Origin of the sequence: Streptomyces sp. NPDC046557 (assembly GCF_040645975.1) — a bacterium.
Taxonomy (GTDB): Bacteria; Actinomycetota; Actinomycetes; order Streptomycetales; family Streptomycetaceae; genus Streptomyces.
The window spans coordinates 612,202-634,583 of record NZ_JBEYZH010000001.1 but is presented as its reverse complement, the minus strand read 5'-3'; the positions used below and the strand labels follow the sequence as shown (position 1 = coordinate 634,583).

At 71.9% G+C, this 22,382-nt stretch carries 22 protein-coding genes and 1 pseudogene; 12 read left to right on the top strand and 11 right to left on the bottom strand.

Translation table 11 applies throughout. The annotated features are described in order from the left end of the window. The first annotated feature begins 60 nt into the window (after window positions 1–60). Window positions 61–2,100: an MDR family MFS transporter gene (locus ABZ934_RS03125; protein ID WP_361308695.1), complete on the top strand. Its 2,040-nt coding sequence runs from the start codon at window positions 61–63 to the stop codon at window positions 2,098–2,100. A 7-nt stretch (window positions 2,101–2,107) separates the two neighbouring features. Here the strand turns inward: ABZ934_RS03125 and ABZ934_RS03120 are convergent, their stop codons facing one another. The 3 genes from ABZ934_RS03120 to ABZ934_RS03110 form a co-directional block, all read right to left on the bottom strand. Continuing rightward, window positions 2,108–2,620 carry an NUDIX domain-containing protein gene (locus ABZ934_RS03120; protein WP_361307900.1) on the bottom strand — a complete coding sequence of 171 codons (513 nt, stop codon included), beginning with the start codon at window positions 2,618–2,620 and terminating at the stop codon, window positions 2,108–2,110. Continuing rightward, the gene (locus ABZ934_RS03115; RefSeq protein ID WP_361307898.1) at window positions 2,617–3,291 is read right to left on the bottom strand and encodes a cupin domain-containing protein; all 675 of its coding nucleotides are present in this window, start codon (window positions 3,289–3,291) and stop codon (window positions 2,617–2,619) included. Before ABZ934_RS03115 ends, ABZ934_RS03120 begins: the two co-directional genes overlap by 4 nt. Window positions 3,292–3,373: 82 nt before the next feature. Further along, on the bottom strand, window positions 3,374–4,444 hold the full coding sequence (locus ABZ934_RS03110; RefSeq protein WP_361307896.1) for an ATP-dependent DNA ligase: 1,071 nt from the start codon (window positions 4,442–4,444) through the stop codon (window positions 3,374–3,376). Between the two features lie 102 nt (window positions 4,445–4,546). On the opposite strand from ABZ934_RS03110, the gene ligD reads away from it, so the two are divergent. From ligD to ABZ934_RS03095, 3 genes are all read left to right on the top strand, one after another. Continuing rightward, complete coding sequence (gene ligD / locus ABZ934_RS03105; protein ID WP_361307894.1) at window positions 4,547–5,569, top strand: non-homologous end-joining DNA ligase; 1,023 nt, start codon at window positions 4,547–4,549, stop codon at window positions 5,567–5,569. Window positions 5,570–5,612: 43 nt separating this feature from the next. Continuing rightward, window positions 5,613–6,134: a hypothetical protein gene (locus ABZ934_RS03100; RefSeq protein ID WP_361307892.1), complete on the top strand. Its 522-nt coding sequence runs from the start codon at window positions 5,613–5,615 to the stop codon at window positions 6,132–6,134. An 81-nt stretch (window positions 6,135–6,215) separates the two neighbouring features. Beyond that, window positions 6,216–6,470 (top strand): WhiB family transcriptional regulator, encoded by a 255-nt coding sequence (locus tag ABZ934_RS03095; RefSeq protein WP_361307890.1) that lies wholly within the window; start codon window positions 6,216–6,218, stop codon window positions 6,468–6,470. An 85-nt stretch (window positions 6,471–6,555) separates the two neighbouring features. Here the strand turns inward: ABZ934_RS03095 and ABZ934_RS03090 are convergent, their stop codons facing one another. The 4 genes from ABZ934_RS03090 to ABZ934_RS03075 form a co-directional block, all read right to left on the bottom strand. Further along, on the bottom strand, window positions 6,556–7,527 hold the full coding sequence (locus ABZ934_RS03090; RefSeq protein ID WP_361307888.1) for an acyl-ACP desaturase: 972 nt from the start codon (window positions 7,525–7,527) through the stop codon (window positions 6,556–6,558). Between the two features lie 273 nt (window positions 7,528–7,800). Beyond that, window positions 7,801–9,453, bottom strand: a complete 1,653-nt coding sequence (locus ABZ934_RS03085; protein WP_361307886.1) for an ABC-F family ATP-binding cassette domain-containing protein — start codon at window positions 9,451–9,453, stop codon at window positions 7,801–7,803. A gap of 209 nt (window positions 9,454–9,662) precedes the next feature. Next, the gene (locus ABZ934_RS03080) at window positions 9,663–10,079 is read right to left on the bottom strand and encodes an SsgA family sporulation/cell division regulator (RefSeq protein WP_361307884.1); all 417 of its coding nucleotides are present in this window, start codon (window positions 10,077–10,079) and stop codon (window positions 9,663–9,665) included. Between the two features lie 176 nt (window positions 10,080–10,255). Then, window positions 10,256–10,696 carry a (4Fe-4S)-binding protein gene (locus ABZ934_RS03075; protein WP_361307882.1) on the bottom strand — a complete coding sequence of 147 codons (441 nt, stop codon included), beginning with the start codon at window positions 10,694–10,696 and terminating at the stop codon, window positions 10,256–10,258. A gap of 74 nt (window positions 10,697–10,770) precedes the next feature. Here ABZ934_RS03075 and ABZ934_RS03070 point away from each other — a divergent pair, with 74 nt between their 5' ends. Next, complete coding sequence (locus ABZ934_RS03070) at window positions 10,771–11,865, top strand: oxidoreductase (protein ID WP_361307880.1); 1,095 nt, start codon at window positions 10,771–10,773, stop codon at window positions 11,863–11,865. 208 nt (window positions 11,866–12,073) lie between these two features. Here ABZ934_RS03070 and ABZ934_RS03065 read toward each other — a convergent pair whose 3' ends face one another. After that, window positions 12,074–12,376, bottom strand: coding sequence for a YciI family protein (locus ABZ934_RS03065; protein ID WP_361307878.1), 303 nt, complete (start codon window positions 12,374–12,376; stop codon window positions 12,074–12,076). A gap of 25 nt (window positions 12,377–12,401) precedes the next feature. Here ABZ934_RS03065 and ABZ934_RS03060 point away from each other — a divergent pair, with 25 nt between their 5' ends. Beyond that, a complete protein-coding gene (locus ABZ934_RS03060) occupies window positions 12,402–13,088 on the top strand; it encodes an endonuclease V (protein ID WP_361307876.1) in 687 nt (228 codons plus the stop codon). Here the strand turns inward: ABZ934_RS03060 and ABZ934_RS03055 are convergent. Then, the gene (locus ABZ934_RS03055; RefSeq protein WP_361307874.1) at window positions 13,082–14,290 is read right to left on the bottom strand and encodes a saccharopine dehydrogenase NADP-binding domain-containing protein; all 1,209 of its coding nucleotides are present in this window, start codon (window positions 14,288–14,290) and stop codon (window positions 13,082–13,084) included. The two genes, ABZ934_RS03060 and ABZ934_RS03055, sit on opposite strands and share 7 nt — an antisense overlap. A 93-nt stretch (window positions 14,291–14,383) precedes the next feature. Between ABZ934_RS03055 and ABZ934_RS03050 the strand changes: the two genes are divergently transcribed. The 6 genes and pseudogenes from ABZ934_RS03050 (at window position 14,384) to ABZ934_RS03025 (ending at window position 20,866) form a co-directional block, all read left to right on the top strand. Further along, entirely contained in the window at window positions 14,384–14,776 is a 393-nt protein-coding gene (locus ABZ934_RS03050; RefSeq protein ID WP_361307872.1) for an MmcQ/YjbR family DNA-binding protein, read from the top strand. Between the two features lie 105 nt (window positions 14,777–14,881). Then, complete coding sequence (locus tag ABZ934_RS03045) at window positions 14,882–16,012, top strand: CaiB/BaiF CoA-transferase family protein (RefSeq protein WP_361307870.1); 1,131 nt, start codon at window positions 14,882–14,884, stop codon at window positions 16,010–16,012. After that, window positions 16,012–16,149 (top strand): annotated as a pseudogene (locus ABZ934_RS03040) (LLM class F420-dependent oxidoreductase); the annotation flags it as partial. The gene ABZ934_RS03045 and the pseudogene ABZ934_RS03040, both read left to right, overlap by 1 nt. A 120-nt stretch (window positions 16,150–16,269) precedes the next feature. Then, on the top strand, window positions 16,270–17,412 hold the full coding sequence (locus ABZ934_RS03035) for an acyl-CoA dehydrogenase family protein (protein ID WP_361307868.1): 1,143 nt from the start codon (window positions 16,270–16,272) through the stop codon (window positions 17,410–17,412). 23 nt (window positions 17,413–17,435) lie between these two features. Next, on the top strand, window positions 17,436–18,650 hold the full coding sequence (locus tag ABZ934_RS03030) for an acetyl-CoA C-acetyltransferase (RefSeq protein ID WP_361307866.1): 1,215 nt from the start codon (window positions 17,436–17,438) through the stop codon (window positions 18,648–18,650). Between the two features lie 44 nt (window positions 18,651–18,694). Next, on the top strand, window positions 18,695–20,866 hold the full coding sequence (locus tag ABZ934_RS03025) for a 3-hydroxyacyl-CoA dehydrogenase NAD-binding domain-containing protein (protein ID WP_361307864.1): 2,172 nt from the start codon (window positions 18,695–18,697) through the stop codon (window positions 20,864–20,866). Between the two features lie 51 nt (window positions 20,867–20,917). Here the strand turns inward: ABZ934_RS03025 and ABZ934_RS03020 are convergent, their stop codons facing one another. After that, on the bottom strand, window positions 20,918–21,577 hold the full coding sequence (locus ABZ934_RS03020; RefSeq protein WP_361307862.1) for a 1,4-alpha-glucan branching protein: 660 nt from the start codon (window positions 21,575–21,577) through the stop codon (window positions 20,918–20,920). Between the two features lie 10 nt (window positions 21,578–21,587). Further along, window positions 21,588–22,313: a MerR family transcriptional regulator gene (locus tag ABZ934_RS03015; protein WP_361307860.1), complete on the bottom strand. Its 726-nt coding sequence runs from the start codon at window positions 22,311–22,313 to the stop codon at window positions 21,588–21,590. Between the last annotated feature and the right edge of the window lie 69 nt (window positions 22,314–22,382).

Here is a 22,382-nt window from a genome sequence, read left to right as displayed (position 1 = left end):
CGCCGCATGCGGGGGCACGGGGGCGCTGTGAGAGTGCGAGATGTGACCACAGCCCCCGCCATGGCCGCCGCGCCACCCGTGCTCGACCGGCGGCGGCGCAACGTCGTCTTCGGCACGATCATGCTGGGCGTCCTGCTGGCGGCACTGGACCAGACCATCGTGGGCACCGCCCTGCCGACGATCGTGGCGGACCTCGGCGGCGCGGCCCACATGTCGTGGGTGGTCACCTCCTACCTGCTGGCGGAGACCGTCGCGACGGTCCTGGTCGGCAAGTTCGGCGACCTCTTCGGGCGCAAACTCGTCTTCCAGGTCTCGGCGGTCGTCTTCATCACCGGGTCGTTCCTGTGCGGACTGTCCGGCAACATGACCATGCTGATCCTGTGGCGGGGACTGCAGGGCGTCGGCGCGGGCGGCCTGATGGTCACTTCCATGGCGTTGATCGCCGATGTGGTGCCGCTGCGCGAACGCGGCAAGTACCAGGGGGCGATCGGCGCCGTGTTCGGTGTCGCCACCGTCATCGGGCCGCTGCTCGGCGGGTTGTTCACCGACCACCTGAGCTGGCGCTGGGCCTTCTACGTCAACGTCCCGATCGCGATCCTGGTGGTGATCGCCGCCGCCCGGACGATCCCCTCGGTACGGGCGACGGGCAAGCCCGTCATCGACTACCCGGGCATCGCACTCGTCGCCGTCGGCGCGAGCGCGCTGATCCTCGCGACCAGTTGGGGCGGAAACGAGTACGCCTGGGATTCCCCCCTGATCATCGGCCTCTTCGCGGCCGGCGCCGCGGCCCTCGCCCTGTTCTGCCTGGTCGAGACGCGGGCCGCCGAACCGATGCTGCCGATGCGGCTGTTCCACAACCCCGTCTTCAGCGTGTGCTCGGTGCTCAGCTTCGTCGTCGGCTTCGCGATGCTCGGCGCGATGACGTTCCTGCCGACGTACTTGCAGTACGTCGACGGCGATTCCGCCACCGTGTCGGGCGTACGGACGCTGCCGCTGGTCATCGGGCTGCTGATCGCCTCCGTCTTCAGCGGCAACGTCACCTCCAAGACCGGCCGCTACCGGATCTTCCCCATCGTGGGCTGCGCGGTGATGGGCGTCGGGCTGTACCTTCTCTCCCTGATGGGCCGGGGCACCGGGACCTGGCTGGAATCGCTGTACATGTTCGTGCTCGGCGCCGGCATCGGACTGTGCATGCAGGTCCTGACGATCGCCGTGCAGAACACCGTCGACTACGCCGATCTCGGCACCGCCACCTCCGGTGTGACGTTCTTCCGCACGCTCGGCAGCGCCTTCGGCACCGCGGTCTTCGGCACGATCTACGCGAACACCCTCGCACCCCACCTCGCGGCGGGCGTCGCGGAGGCGGCACGTGCCACCGGCCGGGACCCGGGGCTGCTGGGCCTGGCAGCGCGGAGCCCGCAAGGGGTGCACGCGCTCGACCCGGCCGCCGCCGGGCCGATCATCGACGCCTACGCGCGGACCCTGCACACGGTGTTCCTGTGGACGGTGCCGGTGGCCGGGCTGGGCTTCGTCGTCGCGCTGTTCCTCAAGGAGGTCCGGCTGCGTGACAGTGCCCGAGCCTCCTCGACGGACATGGGCGAGGGCTTCGCCTCACCGGTCACCGCCTCGGGGGACTCGGCGAAACTGCTGGAGCTGGCGGTCGGCAAACTCGTCCGGGGCATGGGCCCCGAGACGGCGCGCGCGATCGTGAACGGCTCCGACACCCGACTGGACATCGCGGGGGCGTGGACGGTGATGCAGGTGGACCTGCTGACCCGGACGGTCGGGCACGCGAGCATCGGTCTCGTCGCGGCCCGCCGGTCGCTGCCGCCGGAGGTACTGCTGCCGGTCTTCGACCGGATGGTGGAGGAGGGCTACCTGAGCCGGGAGGGCGTCTTCTTCTCGCTCACGCCGGCGGGGGAGCGGGAGGCCGCGGTGATCTCCACGGCGTGGGCCGACTGGCTGGGCGGCCGGCTGGAGCGGGACGGCGGCCGGCCCCGCAGCGCGGCCCTGCGGGCGGCGGCGGACGCGATCGCCAAGCGCCTCCTGGCGGAGGACCTGGCGGAGGGCAACTTCGCCCCCCGCCCGGCGTCGGCCTGAGCCGTCCTCACTGTGCCCGGGGGATGTCCCGCGGGGTGGCGAGGTAGTCGTGCGAGGAGACGTGGGGGAGGGCGGGGGTGAGGTCGGGGCGCCAGGTGCGCAGGACCGCCGCCGAGGGCGCGTAGAGCGCCGAGGGGATGTCGGCCGGGGCGAACCAGGACCAGCGGGCGATCTTGTGCGGCTCGGTGACGGCGGGGGTGCCCTCGGCGGAGCGGGTGACGGCGGCGGCCGTCAGGCGGGTCAGGCCGGAGCGCGCGTCGAGCTGGACGCCCAGGACTTCGATGTCGCGGGGAGCCGCCCGCAGTGCCGTTTCCTCTTCGAGTTCCCGGGCGGCGGCCTGCTCGAAGCCCTCGCCGGGGTCGACCTTGCCACCGGGCAGTTCCCAGCGGCCGTCGTGGGCCTGGCCGAGCAGGACCCGGCCGTCCGGGGCGAGCACCACGAGGCCGACGCCGACGACCGCGTTGGGTCGGGGGACGGCGCGTTCGGGGCGTTCGGCGCCTGCGGCGGGTTCGGGGCTCATGGGCGTCCTTCCGGGGAGGGGGAGGGGGAGGCGGTGGTGGGGCGGGCGCGGACGTGGATGCGCTCGCCCTGGGGCCCGAACAGGCTCAGGAACTCGGCCGGTTGCGTACCCGCGTTGAAGAAGGCGTGCGGCGTGTGCGTGTCGAACTTGGCGGCCTCGCCGGCCGTGAGGACGAGGTCGTGCTCGCCCAGCAACAGCCGTACCCGGCCCGAGAGCACGTAGAGCCACTCGTAGCCCTCGTGGACCCTCGGCTCGGGCACGGGCTGCGCCGGGTCGCGGGGCGGCAGGATCTGTTTGAACGCGTGCACGCCGGCGAACTCGCGGGAGAGCGGTACGTAGGTGCAGCCGTGCCGGACGAAGGGGCGCGGTCGGACACGGGGATCGCCGGTGTCCGGAGCCCCCACGAGGTCGTCCAACGCCACCCGATGGGCCTTGGCCAGCGGAAGCAGCAGTTCCAGCGTGGGCCGGCGCTGCCCCGACTCCAACCTGGACAGCGTGGACAGCGAGATGCCGGTGGCCTCGCTGAGCTGCGCCAGCGTCGTGCCGCGCCGGCGGCGCAGGGCACGCAGCCGGGGGCCGACGGCGGTGATGACGTCGGCGAGGTCCGCGGTGGGCTCCCGACCGCCGTCCGACACCGGATCGAAGCGGCGCTCGTGATCACGGGTGGGCATGACACCATTTGCCGCTTCGGCAATCTCGTTTGTCAAGCGGCGCCGGTCGGGTCCGCGACCCGCGCACCGCGCCCGTGCCCCGTCAGTCCTCGTGCGCGCCGAGGACCTCGGCGAGGTCGTAGTGGACGACCTCCTCCAGTTGGGCGTACGTACAGCTCTCCGGCAGGCGGTCGGGGCGCCAGCGGCGGAACTGGGCGGTGTGGCGGAAGCGGTCGCCCTCCATGTGGTCGTAGGCGACCTCGCAGACCCGCTCGGGGCGCAGCGGGACCCAGGAGAGGTCCTTCTTGCCCGTCCAGCGGCTCTGCGCGCCGGGCAGGCGGGCGCTCTCGTGGGCGGCCTCCTCGGCCCAGGCGGCCCAGGGGTGCCCTCGCGGGTCGGGCATCCGCAGCGGTTCGAGCTCCGTCACCAGCTCGGCGCGGCGCTTCATGGGGAAGGCGGCGCAGACGCCGACGTGCTGGAGGGTGCCGTGGGCGTCGTGAAGGCCCAGGAGGAGCGATCCGACAATCGGACCGCTCTTGTGGAAACGGAAACCGGCGACGACGACGTCGGCCGTACGCTCGTGCTTGATTTTGAACATCAGGCGGGCATCGGGCCGGTAGGGGAGATCCAGGGGCTTGGCGATCACCCCGTCCAGTCCGGCGCCCTCGAACCGCTCGAACCAGTCGTGCGCGAGTGCGGAGTCGGTGGTGGCGGGCGCGAGGTGAACGGGGGGTCGAGCGGTGGAGAGGGCACGGGTCAGGGCGCTGCGGCGGGCGGCGAGCGGGGTGTCGAGGAGCGACTCGTCGCCGAGCGCGAGCAGGTCGAAGGCCACGAAGCTGGCCGGGGTCGTCTCGGCGAGCATCTTCACCCGCGAGGCGGCGGGGTGGATCCGCTCGGTGAGGCGGTCGAAATCGAGCCGGCGGTCGTGGACGATCACGATCTCGCCGTCCACGACGCAGCGGTCGGGCAGATTCTCCTTGAAGGCCGTCACGAGTTCGGGAAAGTACCGGTTGAGCGGCTTGCCGGTGCGGCTGCCGATCTCGATCTCGGCGCCGTCGCGGTGGACGATGGCGCGAAAGCCGTCCCACTTGGCCTCGTACTGCATGCCCGGCGGAATGGCCGTCACGGACTTCGCGAGCATCGGTTTCACGGGGGGCATCACCGGCAGGTCCATGCGTTTGATTCTGCGGCGGCCCGGCGGGAGCCGCGCGGTGTGCGCGCCCGGCCGGATCCGCCCGGTGTGCGGGCCGGGCGGGGGCCGCCTACCGTGGCGGACATGGCTGCTGCGCGTGATGCGATCGAGCTGGACGCGGGCGGGCGGACGGTGCGGCTGTCCAGCCCGGACAAGGTGTACTTCCCCGAGCGCGGTCTCACCAAGAGGGACGTCGCCGAGTACTACCTGGCGGTCGCCCCCGGCATCGTCCGCGCCCTGCGCGACCGTCCGACGACGTTGGAGCGGTACCCGGAAGGCGTGGAGGGGGAGTCCTTCTTCCAGAAGCGGGCCCCGAAGAACCTGCCCGACTGGATCCCGACCGCACACATCGCCTTCCCCAGTGGGCGGACGGCCGATGAGATCTGCCCGACCGAGCCGGCCGCCGTCCTGTGGGCCGCCAATCTGGGCTGCCTCACTTTCCACCCCTGGCCGGTGCGCCGCGAGGACACCGACCGGCCGGACGAGCTGCGGATCGACCTGGACCCGCAGCCGGGCACCGACTACCACCACGCGGTCGCCGCCGCCCATGAACTGCGGGCGCTGCTGGACGAGGTGGGGTTGCGCGGCTGGCCGAAGACCTCGGGCGGGCGTGGGTTGCACGTGTTCGTCCCGATCGCCCCGCGGTGGACGTTCACGGAGGTCCGGCGGTGTGCGATCGCCCTGGGCCGGGAGCTGGAACGGCGGATGCCCGGCAAGGTCACCACGGCCTGGTGGAAGGAGGAGCGCGGCGAGCGGATCTTCGTGGACTACAACCAGACGGCGCGCGACCGGACCATCGCCTCCGCCTACTCCGTCCGCCCCCGCCCGCACGCCCCCGTGTCGGCACCGCTGCGCTGGGAGGAAGTGGACGACGCCGAGCCGCGGGACTTCGACATCGTGACGATGCCGGGGCGCTTCGCGGAACTCGGTGACGTCCACGCCGACATGGATGAGCACGCGTTCACCCTGGACACCGTCCTGGAGCTCGCGGACCGCCAGGAGCACGAGCACGGCCTGGGCGACATGCCATACCCGCCGGACTATCCGAAGATGCCGGGCGAACCCAAACGCGTCCAGCCGAGCCGCGCCAAGCCGGCGGACCACTGACATCCCGTGTCGAGCGGGGGCCCGCGGTGCGTAGGGTGCGACGGTGACGCGCTCCGACCGGTACCCGCTGCTCTTCCTCGACATCGACGGCCCGCTGATCCCTTTCGGCGGCGCCGCCTACCCGACCTATCCGGTCCCGGGCGGCGCCGGCGGCAACCCGCTGCTGGACCGGCTCGATCCCGCGCTCGCGCCACGGCTCGCGACACTGCCGTGCGAGCCGGTGTGGGCGACGACATGGGGTGCGGACGCCAACCCGCTCGTCGGTCGGCGGCTAGGGCTGCCCGACCTGCCCCTGCTGGATGTGCCCGACCTGCCCGACCTGCCCGACCTGCCGGGCGCTGCCGGGCCCGGGGTGGGCCGGCTGCACTGGAAGACCCGCTCCCTCGTCGCGTGGGCGGCCGGGCGTCCTTTCGTCTGGGTCGATGACGAGATCACGTCCGAGGATCGCGTCTGGGTGGCCGCGTACCACCCCGGGCCTGCGCTGCCGTACCGCGTCGACCCGCGCACCGGCCTGACCGACGGTGACTTCGTCGTCCTTGAGGACTGGCTGCGCCGCCAGGAGTAGCCGTCCGGGCCGGGGCGCCGCGCGGCCGTCGTTGATGAGGCGTTGATCGGACGTCCATCGGCGACGGTCAGGATCTCCGTCATGTCGATGAACACGAGCGAGCGCCCGACGACCACCGCCGCACCCGCCTGGTACGACCTCGCCCTGTGCGCTCAGACCGGCCCCGCGTTCTTCTTCCCGGAGCCCGGCTCCTCGCTGCGCGACGCGAAGCGGCTGTGCGGGGCGTGCGAGGGAAGGGTGGCGTGTCTGGAGTACGCCTTGGCCAACGACGAGCGCTTCGGCGTCTGGGGCGGCCTCTCCGAGTCCGAGCGCCTCGCCCTGCGCCCCCGCGCCTGAGCCGGGGCCGCGCCCTGAGCCGGGGCCGCGCGGGGCATGGCGAAGCCCCGGCAAGCGCGGGGCCTGCCAGGGCTCGTCGGGAAGGTCAGGCTTGACGTGCCGCGATGCGTGCGGCGCGGGCGGCCAGCCGCTCGTCGAACTTGCGGGCCTCGGAGTCCAGGCCGCCCATGAACAGGCCGAGCTCCTCCTGGGCCTGCTGCCCCTCCGGGCCGAGACCGTCGATGTCCATGATCTTCAGGAACCGGATCACGGGGCTCAGCACGTCGTCGTGGTGGATCCGCAGGTTGTAGACCCCGCCGATCGCCATCTGCGCGGCCATCCGCTCGAAGCCCGGCATGCCGTGCCCGGGCATCCGGAAGTTGACCACGACGTCCCGCACGGCCTGCATCGTCAGGTCGGGGGCCAGCTCGAAGGCGGCGCCCAGCAGGTTTCGGTAGAAGATCATGTGCAGGTTCTCGTCCTGCGCGATCCGGGCCAGCATCCGGTCGCAGACCGGGTCACCGGACTGGTGGCCGGTGTTGCGGTGCGAGATGCGGGTCGCGAGCTCCTGGAACGCCACGTACGCCACCGAGTGCAGCATCGAGTGCCGGTTGTCGGACTCGAAGCCCTCCGACATGTGCTGCATCCGGAACGCTTCCAGCTTGTCCGGGTCCACGGCGCGCGAGGCCAGCAGGTAGTCGCGCATCACGATGCCGTGGCGGCCCTCCTCGGCGGTCCAGCGGTGCACCCAGGTGCCCCACGCGCCGTTGCGCCCGAAGAGCGTCGCGATCTCGTGGTGGTAGCTGGGCAGGTTGTCCTCGGTCAGCAGGTTGACGACGAGGGCGATCTTGCCGATGTCGGTGACCTTGGACTGCTTCGGGTCCCACGCCTCGCCGTCCTCGAAGAAGCCGGGGAAGTTGCGGCCGTCGCTCCACGGGACGTACTCGTGGGGCATCCAGTCCTTGGTGACCGTCAGGTGGCGGTTGAGTTCCTTTTCGACCACCTCTTCCAGCGCGAACAGCAACTTGGCGTCGGTCCACGCCTCCGAGCTGCCGAGGTGGGGGGAGGTGATCGTCACGGGTACTCCAGGGGGGAAAGCGAATTACCTACGGTTCCGTAGCCTACGGAGTCGTAGGTTAAGCACGGCATCAAGGACCCGCCAAGCCCCACCCCTGCCTATGGGTGATTACGTCCGGTTATCTCCGCAGTTTGAGGGCATGCGGGAGCCTGCCCGACCGGGCAAATCGGAAATGAAATCACGCCCTCCGGTGGTCCTCGGCTCATGTCTTGACGGCCGGGCGGGCGGTATCCCGCCCGCCCGGTGGGCCGCTGTGCCCCCCCGCGTGGGTGCTCAGCCGTGCCAGAGCGACTCGTGCACCTCCTCCGCCGTGGTCGGCCGAAGCCCCGCCTCCGCGTCCAGCAGCAGCCAGCGCGTGATGCGCAGCGACTCCAGGAACGGCACGTCGTGGCTCGCCACCAGCAGTGCCCCCTCGTACGACTCCAGGGCGCCGGTCAGCTGCCGCACGCTCGCCAGGTCCAGGTTGTTCGTCGGTTCGTCCAACATCAGCAGCTGCGGCGCCGGCTCCGCCAGCAGCAGCGCCGCCAGCGCCGCCCGGAACCGCTCGCCGCCCGACAGGGTGCCGGCCGGCCGGTCCGCCCGGGCGCCCCGGAACAGGAAGTGCGCGAGCCGCGCCCGGATCAGATTGTTCGTGGCGTGCGGGGCGAACCGCGCCACGTTCTCCACCACCGAACGGTCGTCGTCCAGTACGTCGGCGTCCAGCCGCTGCGGCAGCAACCGCGTCGGCACGTGCGCCGTCGCCTCGCCCGATACCGGGGCGAGCAGGCCGGAGATCGTCCGCAGCAGGGTCGTCTTGCCCGAGCCGTTGCGTCCCACCAGCGCGATCCGCTCCGGCCCGCGCAGTTCCCACTCGCCCGTGATCGCGGGCCCGTGCGCCGGGCGCAGGTCGTCAAGCGTCAACACCCGCCGCCCCGGCGGCACCCGGGTCGCGGGCAGCTCGATGCGGATCTCGTCGTCGTCGCGCACCGCCTCCACCGCCTGGTCGAGCCGCTCGCGGGCGTCGGCCAGCTTCTCGGTGTGCATGATGCGGTGCTTGCCGGCCGACTCCTGGGCGGCGCGCTTCCGCGCCACCATCACGATCTTCGGCTCGCGCTTGGTGTCCCACATCTTCTGGCCGTAACGCTTGCGCCGGGCCAATTTCATGTGGGCGTCCGCGAGTTCGCGCTTCTGCCGCTGTACGTCGGCCTCCGCGACCCGGACCATCCGCTCGGCCGCGTCCTGCTCGGTGGCCAGCGCCTCCTCGTAGTCGGTGAAGTTCCCTCCGTACCAGCGGACTTCGCCGTCACGCAGGTCGGCGATCTGATCGACCCGCTCCAGCAGCTCCCGGTCGTGACTGACCACCACCAGTACACCGGACCAGGCTTCGACGGCCGCGTAGAGCCTGCGCCGGGCCCGCAGGTCCAGATTGTTGGTGGGCTCGTCCAGGAGGAGGACGTCGGGGCGGGCGAGCAGCAAGGCGGCCAGCCGCAGCAGCACGCACTCCCCGCCCGACAGCTCACCGACCGTGCGGTCGAGGCCGATCCCGGCGAGGCCGAGCGCGTCCAGCGTGGCCGAGGCGCGTTCCTCCACGTCCCAGTCGTCGCCGACCGCGGTGAAGTTCGCCTCGGTGGCCTCGCCGGCCTCGATGGCGTGCAGGGCGGCGCGGGTGGCCCGGATGCCGAGCACCTCGTCGACGCGCAGCGCGGTACCGAGGATGAGGTTCTGCGGGAGGTGGCCGACCGTTCCGGCGACGGAGATCTGTCCGTCGGACGGGGTCAGTTCGCCCGCGATGAGCTTCAACAGGGTCGACTTTCCAGCCCCGTTGAGGCCGACCAGACCGGTTCGACCGGGCCCGACGGTCAGGTGGAAGCCATCCATGACGGGGGTTCCGTCGGGCCAGTCGAAGGAGAGGGCGGAGCAGGTGATGAAAGTGGGGGCATGACTCATGGAGGTCTCCAGGTTGCGTGAAGTGGTGCGGGCAACGTGGGGAGACAGCCGACGGGTGGGGAAAGGTGATCGTGGTCGGTGTCTCGAACCTCAGAAGAGCAATGTCCTGCTCCGTTTCGACGGCAATGGGGCGTCTACGAAGCTACGGGCGGCCCGAGCCGCCCGCAACGCATTAACGGCAGAGGGCGGCGTCCGGGCGGGGAGCGACGTCAGCGGGGGCCGCGCAGCAACTCCGCCAAGCCGTGGTCGAGATCGAGGTAGAGGTGCTCCAGTCCCGGTGGCGTGACCATCGCGGCCCGCTCCAGGAACCGGTTCAGATCAGGGGTTGCCATGAGCACGATCGCCACGCCCTCCGGTGCGTGGAACTCGATACTGGTCCGCTCACCGTCGTACGGGCGTACGCGCACGTCGCCCGAGCCGGCGGGGCGGCGCAGCCCGGCCTCCAGCAGCTCGCGCGCGAAGGTCCAGGAGACCTCGACGCCCTCCAGCGTCGCCGGGCCGGGGAAGGCCATCCGGACGGCGAAGGGATCCGAACGGTCGTAGCAGAGGGTGACGGGTACGGTCTCGACCTTCGGTGCGGTCGCGACCAGTCGGGCCTGCACGGCCTGCTCGATGACAGTGATCAAGGCTCGCTCCCTTGCGGCGGATCTGCTGCCGGGCTTGGGGTGGGCCCGGCAACCGGATAGACGCCCGAAAGTGCAAATCCGTGCAGGCGCATCCGAGTGAGCTGTGTCACCGAGTGGCTTGATCGCTACCGTCCGATCGCACAGAGTGACCGTACGGCAGGGCTGTGGCACGGCGATCAGTCATCGCCGCACGCCCCGGAGTGGTCGCAATACGGCTGATTACCGCTCACCCCACAGGCGCAAAGCACGGCCCTGGTCTCCCGGAGGACGGTGCCGTCCGGCCTGGTCACGCTCAGTTCTCCGCGCAGCACCAACTGGCCGGCGGAAGAGCGTTCGACGCTCGTCGGTCGGTCGCCTTCCTCCGCCGGACCGTCGGCGAGCCGGTACTGGAGCGCCCCCGAGGGGCAGCGGCGGACGACCTCCGCGACCCGCTCCGGGGCGGCCCCGTCGGGCCGCACCCACGGGCGTTGCCCGGAGTCGAAGACCTCGGGCAGTCCGCCGACGCATTCCGCGGCGTGCAGGCAGCGGGCGCTCTCGTACGTGACGGTGACGTGCCGGCCCGCGTAGGGCTTCGGGTCCTGCGCCGGGTGCTGCGGATGCTCGTCCTCAAGAGGCATGGCGTCAGCCTAGGAAGGGGGGCGCGCCGACGCACCCTGGACGGGGAATCCGGCGTGCGTTAGCTTCCCGCGCCATGAGACTTCTGGGAGTTGGCATGTGCGTGGCGGCGCTGGCGGTGACCCTGTCGGCCGCGCCCGCGCAGGCGGACACGGGTGGTCCGGGCGACGCCCCGCGCGACCCGCGCGGCACCGGCTGGGCGCTCAAGGCCACGGGGAAGGACGCGGTCCGCTTCCGCGGTCTCGCGGCGGTCAGCCGCTCCGCGGCCTGGGTGGCCGGGTCCAAGGGGACGGTGCTGCGCACCTCGGACGGGGGCCGCAGTTGGCGCGACGTCTCGCCGCCGGCAGCGGTGGCGGAGGGGCTGGAGCTGCGCGATATCGAGGCGTTCGACGAGCGGCGGGCGGTCGCGCTGTCCATCGGCGAGGGCGACGCCTCGCGGGTCCTGCGGACCGAGGACGGCGGGGCCACATGGACCGAGAGCTTCCGCAACACCGACCCACGGGCCTTCTACGACTGCCTGACCTTCTTCGACGCCCGACACGGGCTCGCCCTGAGCGACCCGGTGGACGGCAGGTTCCGCCTCCTCGCCACCGACGACGGCGGGCGGAGCTGGCAGGTCCTCCCGGCCGCCGGGATGCCGCAGGCGCTGCCGGGCGAGGCGGGCTTCGCCGCGAGCGGGCAGTGCCTGGTGGCCGCCGGGCCGCGCGATGTCCTGATCGCCACCGGAGGGGGCGCGGTCTCCCGGGTGCTGCGCTCCGCCGACCGGGGCCGCACCTGGAGCGCCGTTCCCTCGCCCGTCCCGGCGGGGGACCCGGCCAAGGGTGTCTTCGCGCTCGCGTTCCGCGACCGTGCGACGGGTCTGGCGGTCGGCGGCGACTACCGCGCCGACCAGACTTCGCCGCGGGCCGCCGCCCTGACCTCGGACGGGGGCCGCACATGGCGGGCGTCCACCACGCCTCCGCCCGCCTACCGGTCCGGCGCGGCCTGGTTCCCGCGCTCACGCGGCGCGGCGCTGGCCGTGGGGCCCACGGGTTCGGACGTGACGCTGGACGGGGGACGGACCTGGCGTGCCTTGGACGCCGGCTCGTACGACACCGTCGACTGCGCGCCGGACGGCGGCTGTTGGGCGTCGGGGGAGAAGGGCCGGGTGGGCAGGCTGGAGCGGCGGTGAAACACGGCCGGTCGTGACGACGGCGGCCCCGCGTCCCCGAAGGAGGCGACACGGCCCCCGCCGCGCGGCCGACCCGCGGGGCTCGCCGGGGGGCCGGCGGGTCGGCCTCCGGCCGACCGGCCCCCCGGCCCACCGGCCTCCGGCCGACCGGCCCCCCGGCCGACCGGCCCCCGGGGCCCCGGGCCGTAGGGCCGTCGGGCCGTCCGGGTCAGGCCTTCGGCAGGGTCTCCCGTACCGCCGCCAGGTCCGCCGACGTCTTCGTGGCGACGAACTCGGTGATCCGGTAGGCGCAGACGCCCGCGACGGTGAACGGGTCCCCGGCCGCGATCTCCTCGGCCTCCGCGCGGGAGACGCCGGCGGCCAGGATGACGCCGCCTTCACGCGGTACCTTGCGTCCCGAGGCGAGGAAGACACCGGACGCGTAGTAACGGTCGAGCCACGCGACGTGCGCCTCCATCCGCTCGTCCACGGCTTCGATGGGCGCGGTGTAAGTGAGCTCCAGTACGAACATGATCGCCAGGCTACCCTCGCACCTCATGACGACTGCCAAGACCCCCGCCGACGAGACCGAAGCCCGCGCCATACAGGACGAACTGCGCCGGAGCGTGGTGCTGGACCAGCCCGGCCCACCGCCCGGGACGGGGTTCGTCGCCGGCGTGGACGTCGCCTACGACGACGAACGGGACCTGGTGGCCGCCGCGGCCGTGGTCCTCGACGCGGCCACCCTGGAGGTGGTCGAGGAACGCACCGCCGTGGGCCGCGTCAGCTTCCCCTACGTGCCGGGACTGCTCGCCTTCCGGGAGCTGCCCACCGTGCTGTCCGCGCTCGACGCCCTGACCGTCACGCCCGACCTCGTCGTCTGCGACGGCTACGGGCTGGCCCACCCCCGCGGCTTCGGCCTCGCCTGCCACCTCGGCGTGGTGACCGGACTGGCGAGCATCGGAGTCGCGAAGAACCCGTTCACCTTCACCTACGAGGAGCCCGGCGCCCGGCGCGGTGACGCCGCCCCGCTCCGCGCGGCGGACGGCGCCGTCGTCGGGCGGGCGCTGCGCACCCAGGACGGGATCAAGGCGGTCTACGTCTCCGTCGGCCACCGCGTCTCGCTCGACAACGCCTGCGCCCACACCCTGGCGCTCAGCCCCCGCTACCGGCTGCCGGAGACCACCCGGCGTGCCGACGCGCTGTGCCGGCGCGCTCTGCGCGAGGCCGCGGACACTCACTGAGCGGCTTGTTCGGCCGCCACACGGAAGCGGATGCCGGCTTTCTGGAGCCGGTCCAGCAAGGCGTCGCCCATGGCCACGGCCGTGGTGAGCTGCCCGGAGGTCTCCGGGAGCGCGTCGTAGGCCAGGCACAGGGCCGACTCCGCCAGCATCTTCGCCGTCTCGCCGTAGCCGGGGTCGCCGCCCGAGACCTCCGTGAAGACCCGTCGGCCGCCGCCCGACCCCACGAAGCGGACGGTGAACCAGCTGCGCGCCCGCCGCTCGGCGTCCGGACCGCGTCCCGGCTCCCAACGGCCCATCAACCACCGCCGGGCGGCGGGCACCTGGGCCAGCAGGGCCGTGGCCCCGACCGCCGCCGTGGAGCCCACCGCGAACGGCAGGTGCCGCACGGCCGCGTAGTGCCGGTAGCGGAAGTCCGGGCCGTACCGTTCCAGCGCGGCCGCCGAGCGGGCCACGACGCGCGGGTCCAGCGTCGGCAGCGGGAGCGCCCAGGCGCCGGTCTCGCGGCTGAAGCGCGGCGCGCCCCCGGAACCCCGTACCCGGCGTCCCGGCAGCCGGGGCTCGTACAGCCGGCGTTCCCGGGCGGCGGCCAGGGTCTGCGGGCCCCGGCTCATCGCGGTGAGGCCGGAGGCCAGGGTTCCGCCGGAGAGCAGGGCGTTGGAGCGCATGAAGCCGTCGACCCGCAGCGGTACCCCGGCCGGCAGCCGGTTCACCGTGAAGTACACCCCGAGGTCGGCCGGGATCGAGTCGAACCCGCACGCGTGCACCAGTCGTGCGCCGGTCTCCCGGGCCCGCGCGTCGTGGGCGACGTACATCCGGTCCACGAACTCCGGCTCGCCCGTGAGGTCGACGTAGTCGGTGCCCGCCCCGGCGCACGCCGCGACGAGTTCCGCCCCGTACCAGACGTAGGGCCCGACGGTCGTGGCCAGGACCCGGGTGGAGGCGGCGAGTTCCCGTACGGCCCGCGCGTCGGAGGCGTCCGTCCGGATCAGGGGCAGGGTCGCGCACGCCGGGTCCAGGGTCGCCAGCCGCTCGCGCAGCCGTTCCAGCTTGGCCCGGTCCCGTCCCGCGAGGGCCCAGCGGCAACCGGCCGGGGCGTGGGCGGCGAGATACTCGGCGGTCAGGGTCCCCACGAATCCCGTCGCGCCGAAAAGCACGAGGTCGTAGGCGCGTTGCCGTTCCGCACGGCGTACCCGCTCGTTCATGACGCTCCTCCCGGCTGGTGTCGGTGGCTGAGGTTAGCGTGAGAGCCGACTGTCCGTACGAGCAGGTGTGACCTGCGGTAAGTGGAGGCGTCGATGAAGGCCGCGGTGCGCAAGTGGCAGAAGGTGCGGGAGTTCGCCCTGGGGCTGCCCGAGGCGGTCGAGGAGTTCCCCTGGGGACCCGAGGAATGCGTGGTCAAGGTCAACAAGAAGATCTTCGTCTTCCTCGGCAACACCGACGGCCCGCGGCCACCCGGCCTCTCCGTGAAGCTCAAGGACGAGGCGCTGCACGGCCACGCGATGACCTTTCCGGGCGCCGAACCGACGGGCTACGGCCTCGGCCGGGCCGGCTGGGTTTCCCTGCCGTTGAACGGGAAGGGGGCACCGGCCGCCGAGGTGCTGTGCGAGTGGGTGGAGGAGAGCTACCGCACGGTCGCACTCAAACGCCACATCAGGGAGCTCGACGCGCGGAGGGAGGCAGATGGCTGAGCGCCCGCTCTTGTGCTGAGTGGAACACGTTCCTAGCATCACTGGTGTTACATCAGTTGTGTCACACACTTCACCCACCTCACACGGGGAAACGCTGGGGGCTCGATGGCAGTGTCCGGTACCGGCCCGCTCGCCGGAGTACGCGTCGTCGAACTGGCCGGGATCGGCCCGGGCCCGTTCGCGGCGATGCTCCTCGCCGACCTCGGCGCGGACGTGGTCCGCGTGGACCGTCCCGGGGGCGGCGGCCTCGCCGTCGACCCGGCGTACGACGTCACCAACCGCAACAAGCGCTCCGTGCTCATCGACCTCAAGGCCCCCTGCGGCCCCGACCGGGTACTGGACCTCGTCGAGCGGGCCGACGTACTGATCGAGGGGTTCCGCCCGGGCGTGGCCGAACGGCTCGGTGTCGGCCCGGCCGACTGCCACGCCCGCAACCCGAGGCTCGTCTACGGCCGGATGACCGGCTGGGGCCAGGACGGCCCCCTCTCGCACACCGCCGGGCACGACATCGCGTACATCGCCGTCACCGGTGCCCTCGGCATGATCGGCAACCCGGGCGAGCCCCCCGCCGTCCCCGCGAACCTGGTCGGCGACTACGCGGGCGGATCGCTCTACCTCGTCATCGGCGTCCTCGCCGCCCTCCGGCACGCCGGCACCCCCGACGGCGCCGGCCAGGTCGTGGACGCCGCGATCGTCGACGGGACGGCCCACCTCACCGCCATGATCCACGGCATGATGGCGGCCGGCGGCTGGCAGGACCGGCGCGGCGCCAACCTGCTCGACGGCGGCTGCCCCTTCTATGGCGCCTACGAGACCTCCGACGGCGGATACATGGCGGTCGGGGCCCTGGAGCAGCAGTTCTACGACACCTTCGTGGACCTGCTCGGCATCACGGAGCAGGCCCCCGCCCGCAAGGATCTCGCCCGATGGGGCGAGCTGCGCGAGGCCGTCGCCGCACGCTTCAAGTCCCGGACGCGCGCCGAGTGGACGGCCGTCTTCGAGGGCTCCGACGCCTGTGTGGCACCCGTACTCTCCCTCGGCGAGGCGCCCCACCACCCCCACCTCGCGGCCCGGGGGACCTTCACCGACGTCGGCGGGATCACCCAGCCGGCGCCCGCGCCGCGCTTCTCCGCCACCCCGGCCGAAGTCACCAGCGGGCCCGCGCAACCGGGGGCGCACACGGAATCCGTGGCCCGGGACTGGGACGTACCGGGCCTGCTCGGGAAGGGTGCCTGATGGAACTCTCGATGACGCTCCACTACGCGGGCGATCCGCGCCAGGCCGCGGACGAGGCGGCGGCGCCGGAGACGGCCGGGCTCGACGCGGTGTGGGTCGCCGAGGCGTGGGGATTCGACTCCCCGACGATCTGGGGCATGCGCGAGCGCGTCGAGGCGTTCCGCGCGGCGGGCGTCACCATGCTCAACGTCACCCCCGTCGGCCCCGAGCCGGCCCGCCTGATCGAAACCGTCAAGAGCCGGCTTTAGGGAGCCCCGATGCAACGCCGCATCTTCGACGCCGACCACGAGGCGTTCCGCGAGACCGTACGCGCCTTCCTCGCCAAGGAGGTGCTGCCGCACTACGAACAGTGGGAGAAGGACGGCGTCGTCAGTCGCGACGCCTGGCGGGCCGCCGGCCGGCACGGCCTGCTGGGGCTCGCCGTCCCCGAGGAGTACGGAGGCGGCGGGAACGCCGACTTCCGCTACGCCGCAGTGATTGCCGAGGAGTTCACCCGGGCGGGCGCGCCCGGGCTCGCGATCGGCCTGCACAACGACATCATCGGGCCGTACCTCACCTCGCTGGCCACCGAGGAGCAAAAACGCCGCTGGCTCCCCGGCTTCTGCTCGGGCGAGACGATCACGGCGATCGCCATGACCGAGCCCGGCGCCGGCTCCGACCTGCAGGGCATCCGCACGAGCGCCGAGGACCGGGGCGACCACTGGCTGCTCAACGGCTCCAAGACCTTCATCTCCAACGGCATCCTGGCCGACCTGGTCATCGTCGTCGCGAAGACGACCCCGGAGGGTGGGGCGCACGGCCTGTCCCTGCTGGTCGTCGAGCGCGGCGCGGAAGGGTTCGAGCGCGGTCGCAACCTCGACAAGATCGGCCAGAAGGCCCAGGACACCGCCGAGTTGTTCTTCCAGGACGTACGGGTCCCCAAGGAGAACCTGCTCGGTGAGCGGGACGGCGCCTTCCTGCACCTGATGACCAACCTCGCCCAGGAGCGGATGGGTATCGCCGTGGCGGGCATCGCCGCCGCCGAACACCTCTTGGAGATCACGACCGCGTACGTGAGGGAACGCGAGGCGTTCGGTCGGCCGCTCTCCAAGCTCCAGCACATCCGGTTCGAGATAGCGGAGATGGCCACGGAGTGCGCCGTCACCCGGGCCTTCCTGGACCGCTGCATCGTGGACCACTCCAACGGCGAACTGGACCACGTCCACGCCTCCATGGCCAAGTGGTGGGCCACCGAACTCCAAAAGCGGGTCGCGGACCGCTGCCTGCAACTGCACGGCGGCTACGGGTACATGAGCGAGTACCGGGTCGCGCGGGCCTTCACCGACGGACGCATCCAGACCATCTACGGCGGTACGACCGAGATCATGAAAGAGATCATCGGCCGTTCGCTGCTCGGCTAACCTCCCCTCGAAAGGCTTGACCAGTGAGCACCGAAGCGTACGTATACGACGCGATCCGCACGCCGCGCGGCCGCGGCAAGGCCAACGGCGCCCTGCACGGCACCAAGCCGATCGACCTGGTCGTCGGCCTCATCCACGCCCTGCGCGAGCGCAACCCCGGCCTCGACCCGGCCACCATCGACGACATCGTGCTCGGTGTCGTCGGCCCCGTCGGCGACCAGGGCTCCGACATCGCCCGCATCGCCGCCATCGCCGCCGGCCTCCCGGACACGGTGGCCGGCGTCCAGGAGAACCGCTTCTGTGCCTCCGGCCTGGAAGCCGTCAACCTGGCCGCCGCCAAAGTCCGCTCCGGCTGGGAGGACCTCGTCCTCGCGGGCGGCGTGGAGTCCATGTCGCGGGTGGCGATGGCCTCCGACGGCGGAGCCTGGTTCGCCGACCCGATGACCAACTGGGACACCGGTTTCGTGCCGCAGGGCATCGGCGCCGACCTGATCGCCACGATCGAGGGATTCTCGCGGCGCGACGTCGACGAATACGCCGCCCTGTCCCAGGAGCGCGCCGCGACGGCCGTCAAGGACGGCCGCTTCGCGAAGTCCGTCGTTCCCGTCACCGACCGCAACGGCCTGGTGGTCCTGGACCACGACGAGTTCATCCGCCCCGGCACCACCGCCGACACCCTCGCCAAGCTCAAGCCGTCCTTCGCGGACATCGGCGACCTCGGCGGCTTCGACGCCGTCGCCCTGCAGAAGTACCACTGGATCGAGAAGATCGACCACGTCCACCACGCGGGCAACTCCTCCGGCATCGTCGACGGCGCCTCGCTCGTCGCCATCGGCTCGCGCGAGGCGGGTGAGCGCAACGGCCTGACGCCGCGCGCCCGGATCGTCTCGGCCGCCGTCTCCGGCTCCGAACCCACCATCATGCTCACCGGCCCCGCCCCCGCCACCCGCAAGGCCCTCGCCAAGGCCGGTCTGACCATCGACGACATCGACCTGGTCGAGATCAACGAGGCGTTCGCGGGCGTCGTCCTCCGTTTCGTCAAGGACATGGGCCTCTCCCTCGACAAGGTCAACGTCAACGGCGGCGCCATCGCGCTGGGCCACCCGCTCGGCGCCACCGGCGCGATGATCCTCGGCACCGTCATCGACGAACTGGAGCGCCGGGACAAGCGCTACGGGCTCGTCACGCTCTGCGTCGGCGGCGGCATGGGCGTCGCGACCGTCGTCGAGCGTCTCTGAATCGTCCTGTGACCACCGAACCCTCCGACACGGAAGTAGCGAAAATGAGCGAGTCCACCACGATCCGCTGGGAACAGGACGAGACCGGCGTCGTCACCCTCGTCCTCGACGACCCCGGCCAGTCCGCCAACACGATGAACCAGGCGTTCAAGGACTCCATCGCGGCGATCGCCGACCGCGCCGAGGCCGAGCGGGACTCCATCCGGGGCATCATCTACACCTCCGCGAAGAAAACGTTTTTCGCCGGCGGCGACCTCAAGGACATGATCCGGCTGCGCCCCGAGGACGCGCGGGTGGCGTTCGACACCGGCACCGCGATCAAGCGTTCGCTGCGCCGCATCGAGACGCTGGGCAAGCCCGTCGTGGCCGCCATCAACGGCGCGGCCCTCGGCGGCGGCTACGAGATCTGCCTCGCCTCCCACCACCGGATCGCCCTCGACGCGCCCGGCTCGAAGATCGGCCTGCCCGAGGTCACGCTCGGCCTGCTCCCGGCCGGCGGTGGCGTGACCCGCACCGTGCGCCTGATGGGCATCGCGGACGCGCTGCTGAAGGTCCTGCTCCAGGGCACCCAGTACGACCCGCGGCGCGCCCTGGACAACGGCCTGGTCCACGAACTGGCCGTCACCCCCGAGGAGATGCTGGCCAAGGCCCGCGCCTTCATCGACGCCAACCCGGAGTCGAAGCAGCCGTGGGACGTCCCCGGCTACAAGATCCCGGGCGGCACGCCGTCCAACCCACGGTTCGCCGCGAACCTCCCGGCCTTCCCCGCCAACCTCAAGAAGCAGCTGAACGGGGCCCCGTACCCGGCGCCGCGCAACATCCTGGCCTGCGCCGTCGAGGGCTCGCAGGTGGACTTCGAGACCGCGCTGACCATCGAGGCCCGCTACTTCACCGAGTTGGTCACCGGCCAGACCGCGAAGAACATGATCCAGGCGTTCTTCTTCGACCTCCAGGCCGTCAACGCCGGCCGCAGCCGCCCCCAGGGCATCGAGCCCCGCCGGGTGCGCAAGGTCGCGGTGCTCGGCGCCGGGATGATGGGCGCGGGCATCGCCTACTCCTGCGCCCGCGCGGGCATCGAAGTGGTGCTCAAGGACGTCACCCCCGAGGCCGCGGCGAAGGGCAAGGCGTACTCCGAGAAGCTGCTGGACAAAGCCCTCTCGCGCGGCCGCACCACCGAGGCCCAGCGCGCCGAACTGCTCGCCCGGATCACGCCCACCGCCCGGGCCGCCGACCTGTCGGGCTGTGACGCCGTCATCGAGGCCGTCTTCGAGGACACCGGGCTCAAGCACAAGGTGTTCCAGGAGATCCAAGACGTGGTCGCCCCGGACGCCCTACTCTGCTCCAACACCTCCACGCTCCCCATCACGGGGCTCGCGGAGGGCGTCTCGCGCCCCGTCGACTTCATCGGGCTGCACTTCTTCTCGCCCGTCGACAAGATGCCGCTGGTGGAGATCATCAAGGGCGAGCGCACCGGGGACGAGGCCATCGCGCGCGCCTTCGACCTGGTCCGGCAGATCAACAAGACCCCGATCGTGGTCAACGACTCGCGCGGCTTCTTCACCTCGCGCGTCATCGGCCAGTTCATCAACGAAGGCGTGGCCATGGTCGGCGAGGGCATCGAGCCCGCCTCGATCGAACAGGCCGCAGCGCAGGCCGGTTACCCGGCGAAGGTGCTGTCCCTGATGGACGAGCTGACGCTGACCCTGCCGCGCAAGATCCGCAACGAGACCCGCAAGGCGTTCGAGGCCGAGGGCCGCTCGTGGACCGAGCACCCGGCGGACGCGGTCATCGACCGGATGGTGGACGAGTTCGACCGCCCGGGCCGCAGCGGCGGCGCCGGGTTCTACGAGTACGACGAGACGGGCAAGCGCGCCCGCATCTGGCCGGGCCTGCGCGAGCACTTCGCCAAGCCGGACGCCGAGATCCCCTTCGAGGACATGAAGGAGCGGATGCTCTTCTCCGAGGCACTGGACACCGTCCGCTGCCTGGACGAGGGCGTGTTGACCTCGATCGCCGACGCCAACATCGGCTCGATCATGGGCATCGGCTTCCCGGCCTGGACCGGTGGCGTCATCCAGTACATCAACGGCTACGAGGGCGGCCTGCCCGGCTTCGTTGCCCGCGCCCGCGAGCTGGCCGCGCAGTACGGCGAGCGCTTCACCCCGCCGGCGTCCCTGGTGGGCAAGGCGGAGCGCGGCGAGACGTACGCCGACTGATCGCCGGATACGGCTCCGGGGGTACGCCGCCCCCGGAGCCGTACGCCCGGGCTACGCCGGGTACAGCGCGGCGAACAGGCCCCGGTGGCTGGTGCCGTCCGGGGAGGTCCAGCCCGCCGTGACCCCGCCGATCGCCCCTTCCGGGACTGCGGTCGCCTCGTGCGGCCGCAGCACGCGCGTCACGGTGAGCCTCGGGCCGTCGCCCAGGGCGATCTCCGTGTCCCGCTCGGTGTGCGCGACCCCCGGCCGGACCGGGGGGAGGAGCGGGACCAACAGGGCCCGCGCGTCGAACTCCGTCGTGACCGACGGGTCCGGCGTGTCCGACCGGCTCTGCTCCTGCGCCGCGGCCCGGCCCTGCACCAGCGACAGCAACTGCCCGACGAGGACCGGGTCGCGGGTGCCGTCGTACACCCAGCGCCGGCCGAGGACGCCGTGCTCCGACGTGCCGATGAGAGCCGCCTCGGCGCCCTCCAGGGGCGCCCCTCGGTAGGTGAGCGGAAGGTGGTAGGCGACGGTCCCGTCGCCCGAATCGTCGGTGAGCACCATGAACTCGATGCCCACTTCGCCCTGCGGGTCGTCGAGCCGGAAGCCACCCGCGTGGGCCGGCTCGGGCGCGCGTCCCGCGGACACGTACCACGGTTGGGTCTGAAGCCAAGGTGCGAGCAGCTCCAGCTTGCCCGGTGACATAGAGGTCTTGTGAATGATCGCCATGCCCGTGAACCTATCCCTCGGGGGCGAACGCCGCCCTCAGTTCCTCCCGCAGCGAGCGCTGAAACGCCGTCACCAGCGCCTGGACCACCATCGGTTGCATGTGCGCGGACAGTGTCTTCATCGATTCCACCCGCTCCGGGTCGCTCTCGCCCTCGGTGAACGGCCCCCACACCTCGTCCCGGAACAGCGCCGTCAGTTCGTGCGCCGCCGAGCGGGTGTGCTCCAGCAACACCCGCCGGGCCGCGAGGATCGTCTCGTGTGCGATCGGTACGTCCAGCAGCGCGACCCCCAGCCGCAGCAGGCCCACGTCCACCCGGAACCCGTTCCCCGAGACGGCGACCACGTTCATCGCGGTCAGCCGCCGGACGTCGGACTCCGTCAGCGCCCGCCCCGCCCGCTTCTCCAGTTCCTCGCGCGAGGACTCCAGTGCCGAGTCCGGCGCCCAGGACGACACCAGCGCCCGGTGGATCGCCAGGTCGTGCGCGCTCAGGTCGTCGGGCAGCGCGTCCAGATAGCGCTCGATGGCCGACAGCGTCATGCCCTGGTGCTGCAACTCCTCGATCAGCGCGAGGCGGGAGAGGTGCTCGGGACCGTAGTGGCCCACCCGGCGGGGGCCGATCACGGGAGGGGGCAAAAGGCCGCGCGTGCTGTAGAACCGTACGGTGCGGACGGTGACACCCGCCCGGGCGGCCAGCTCGTCGACGGTGAGCATCGGCTCGGGTGCCTGGTCGGCCATCGTCTGCGCCTCGCTCTCTGCTCCACAGCTTGGGTTCAACAGTATTGCTGTCGCACCAACGATGTGAAA

What these genes read in the sequence shown, in the direction of transcription:
- ABZ934_RS03125 (WP_361308695.1), top strand. Translation starts at nt 61, where the DNA reads ATGGCCGCCGCGCCACCCGTGCTCGACCGGCGGCGGCGCAACGTCGTC.
- ABZ934_RS03120 (WP_361307900.1), bottom strand. Translation starts at nt 2,620, where the DNA reads ATGAGCCCCGAACCCGCCGCAGGCGCCGAACGCCCCGAACGCGCCGTC.
- ABZ934_RS03115 (WP_361307898.1), bottom strand. Translation starts at nt 3,291, where the DNA reads ATGCCCACCCGTGATCACGAGCGCCGCTTCGATCCGGTGTCGGACGGC.
- ABZ934_RS03110 (WP_361307896.1), bottom strand. Translation starts at nt 4,444, where the DNA reads ATGGACCTGCCGGTGATGCCCCCCGTGAAACCGATGCTCGCGAAGTCC.
- ligD (WP_361307894.1), top strand. Translation starts at nt 4,547, where the DNA reads ATGGCTGCTGCGCGTGATGCGATCGAGCTGGACGCGGGCGGGCGGACG.
- ABZ934_RS03095 (WP_361307890.1), top strand. Translation starts at nt 6,216, where the DNA reads ATGTCGATGAACACGAGCGAGCGCCCGACGACCACCGCCGCACCCGCC.
- ABZ934_RS03085 (WP_361307886.1), bottom strand. Translation starts at nt 9,453, where the DNA reads ATGAGTCATGCCCCCACTTTCATCACCTGCTCCGCCCTCTCCTTCGAC.
- ABZ934_RS03075 (WP_361307882.1), bottom strand. Translation starts at nt 10,696, where the DNA reads ATGCCTCTTGAGGACGAGCATCCGCAGCACCCGGCGCAGGACCCGAAG.
- ABZ934_RS03070 (WP_361307880.1), top strand. Translation starts at nt 10,771, where the DNA reads ATGAGACTTCTGGGAGTTGGCATGTGCGTGGCGGCGCTGGCGGTGACC.
- ABZ934_RS03065 (WP_361307878.1), bottom strand. Translation starts at nt 12,376, where the DNA reads ATGTTCGTACTGGAGCTCACTTACACCGCGCCCATCGAAGCCGTGGAC.
- ABZ934_RS03060 (WP_361307876.1), top strand. Translation starts at nt 12,402, where the DNA reads ATGACGACTGCCAAGACCCCCGCCGACGAGACCGAAGCCCGCGCCATA.
- ABZ934_RS03055 (WP_361307874.1), bottom strand. Translation starts at nt 14,290, where the DNA reads ATGAACGAGCGGGTACGCCGTGCGGAACGGCAACGCGCCTACGACCTC.
- ABZ934_RS03050 (WP_361307872.1), top strand. Translation starts at nt 14,384, where the DNA reads ATGAAGGCCGCGGTGCGCAAGTGGCAGAAGGTGCGGGAGTTCGCCCTG.
- ABZ934_RS03045 (WP_361307870.1), top strand. Translation starts at nt 14,882, where the DNA reads ATGGCAGTGTCCGGTACCGGCCCGCTCGCCGGAGTACGCGTCGTCGAA.
- ABZ934_RS03035 (WP_361307868.1), top strand. Translation starts at nt 16,270, where the DNA reads ATGCAACGCCGCATCTTCGACGCCGACCACGAGGCGTTCCGCGAGACC.
- ABZ934_RS03025 (WP_361307864.1), top strand. Translation starts at nt 18,695, where the DNA reads ATGAGCGAGTCCACCACGATCCGCTGGGAACAGGACGAGACCGGCGTC.
- ABZ934_RS03020 (WP_361307862.1), bottom strand. Translation starts at nt 21,577, where the DNA reads ATGGCGATCATTCACAAGACCTCTATGTCACCGGGCAAGCTGGAGCTG.
- ABZ934_RS03015 (WP_361307860.1), bottom strand. Translation starts at nt 22,313, where the DNA reads ATGGCCGACCAGGCACCCGAGCCGATGCTCACCGTCGACGAGCTGGCC.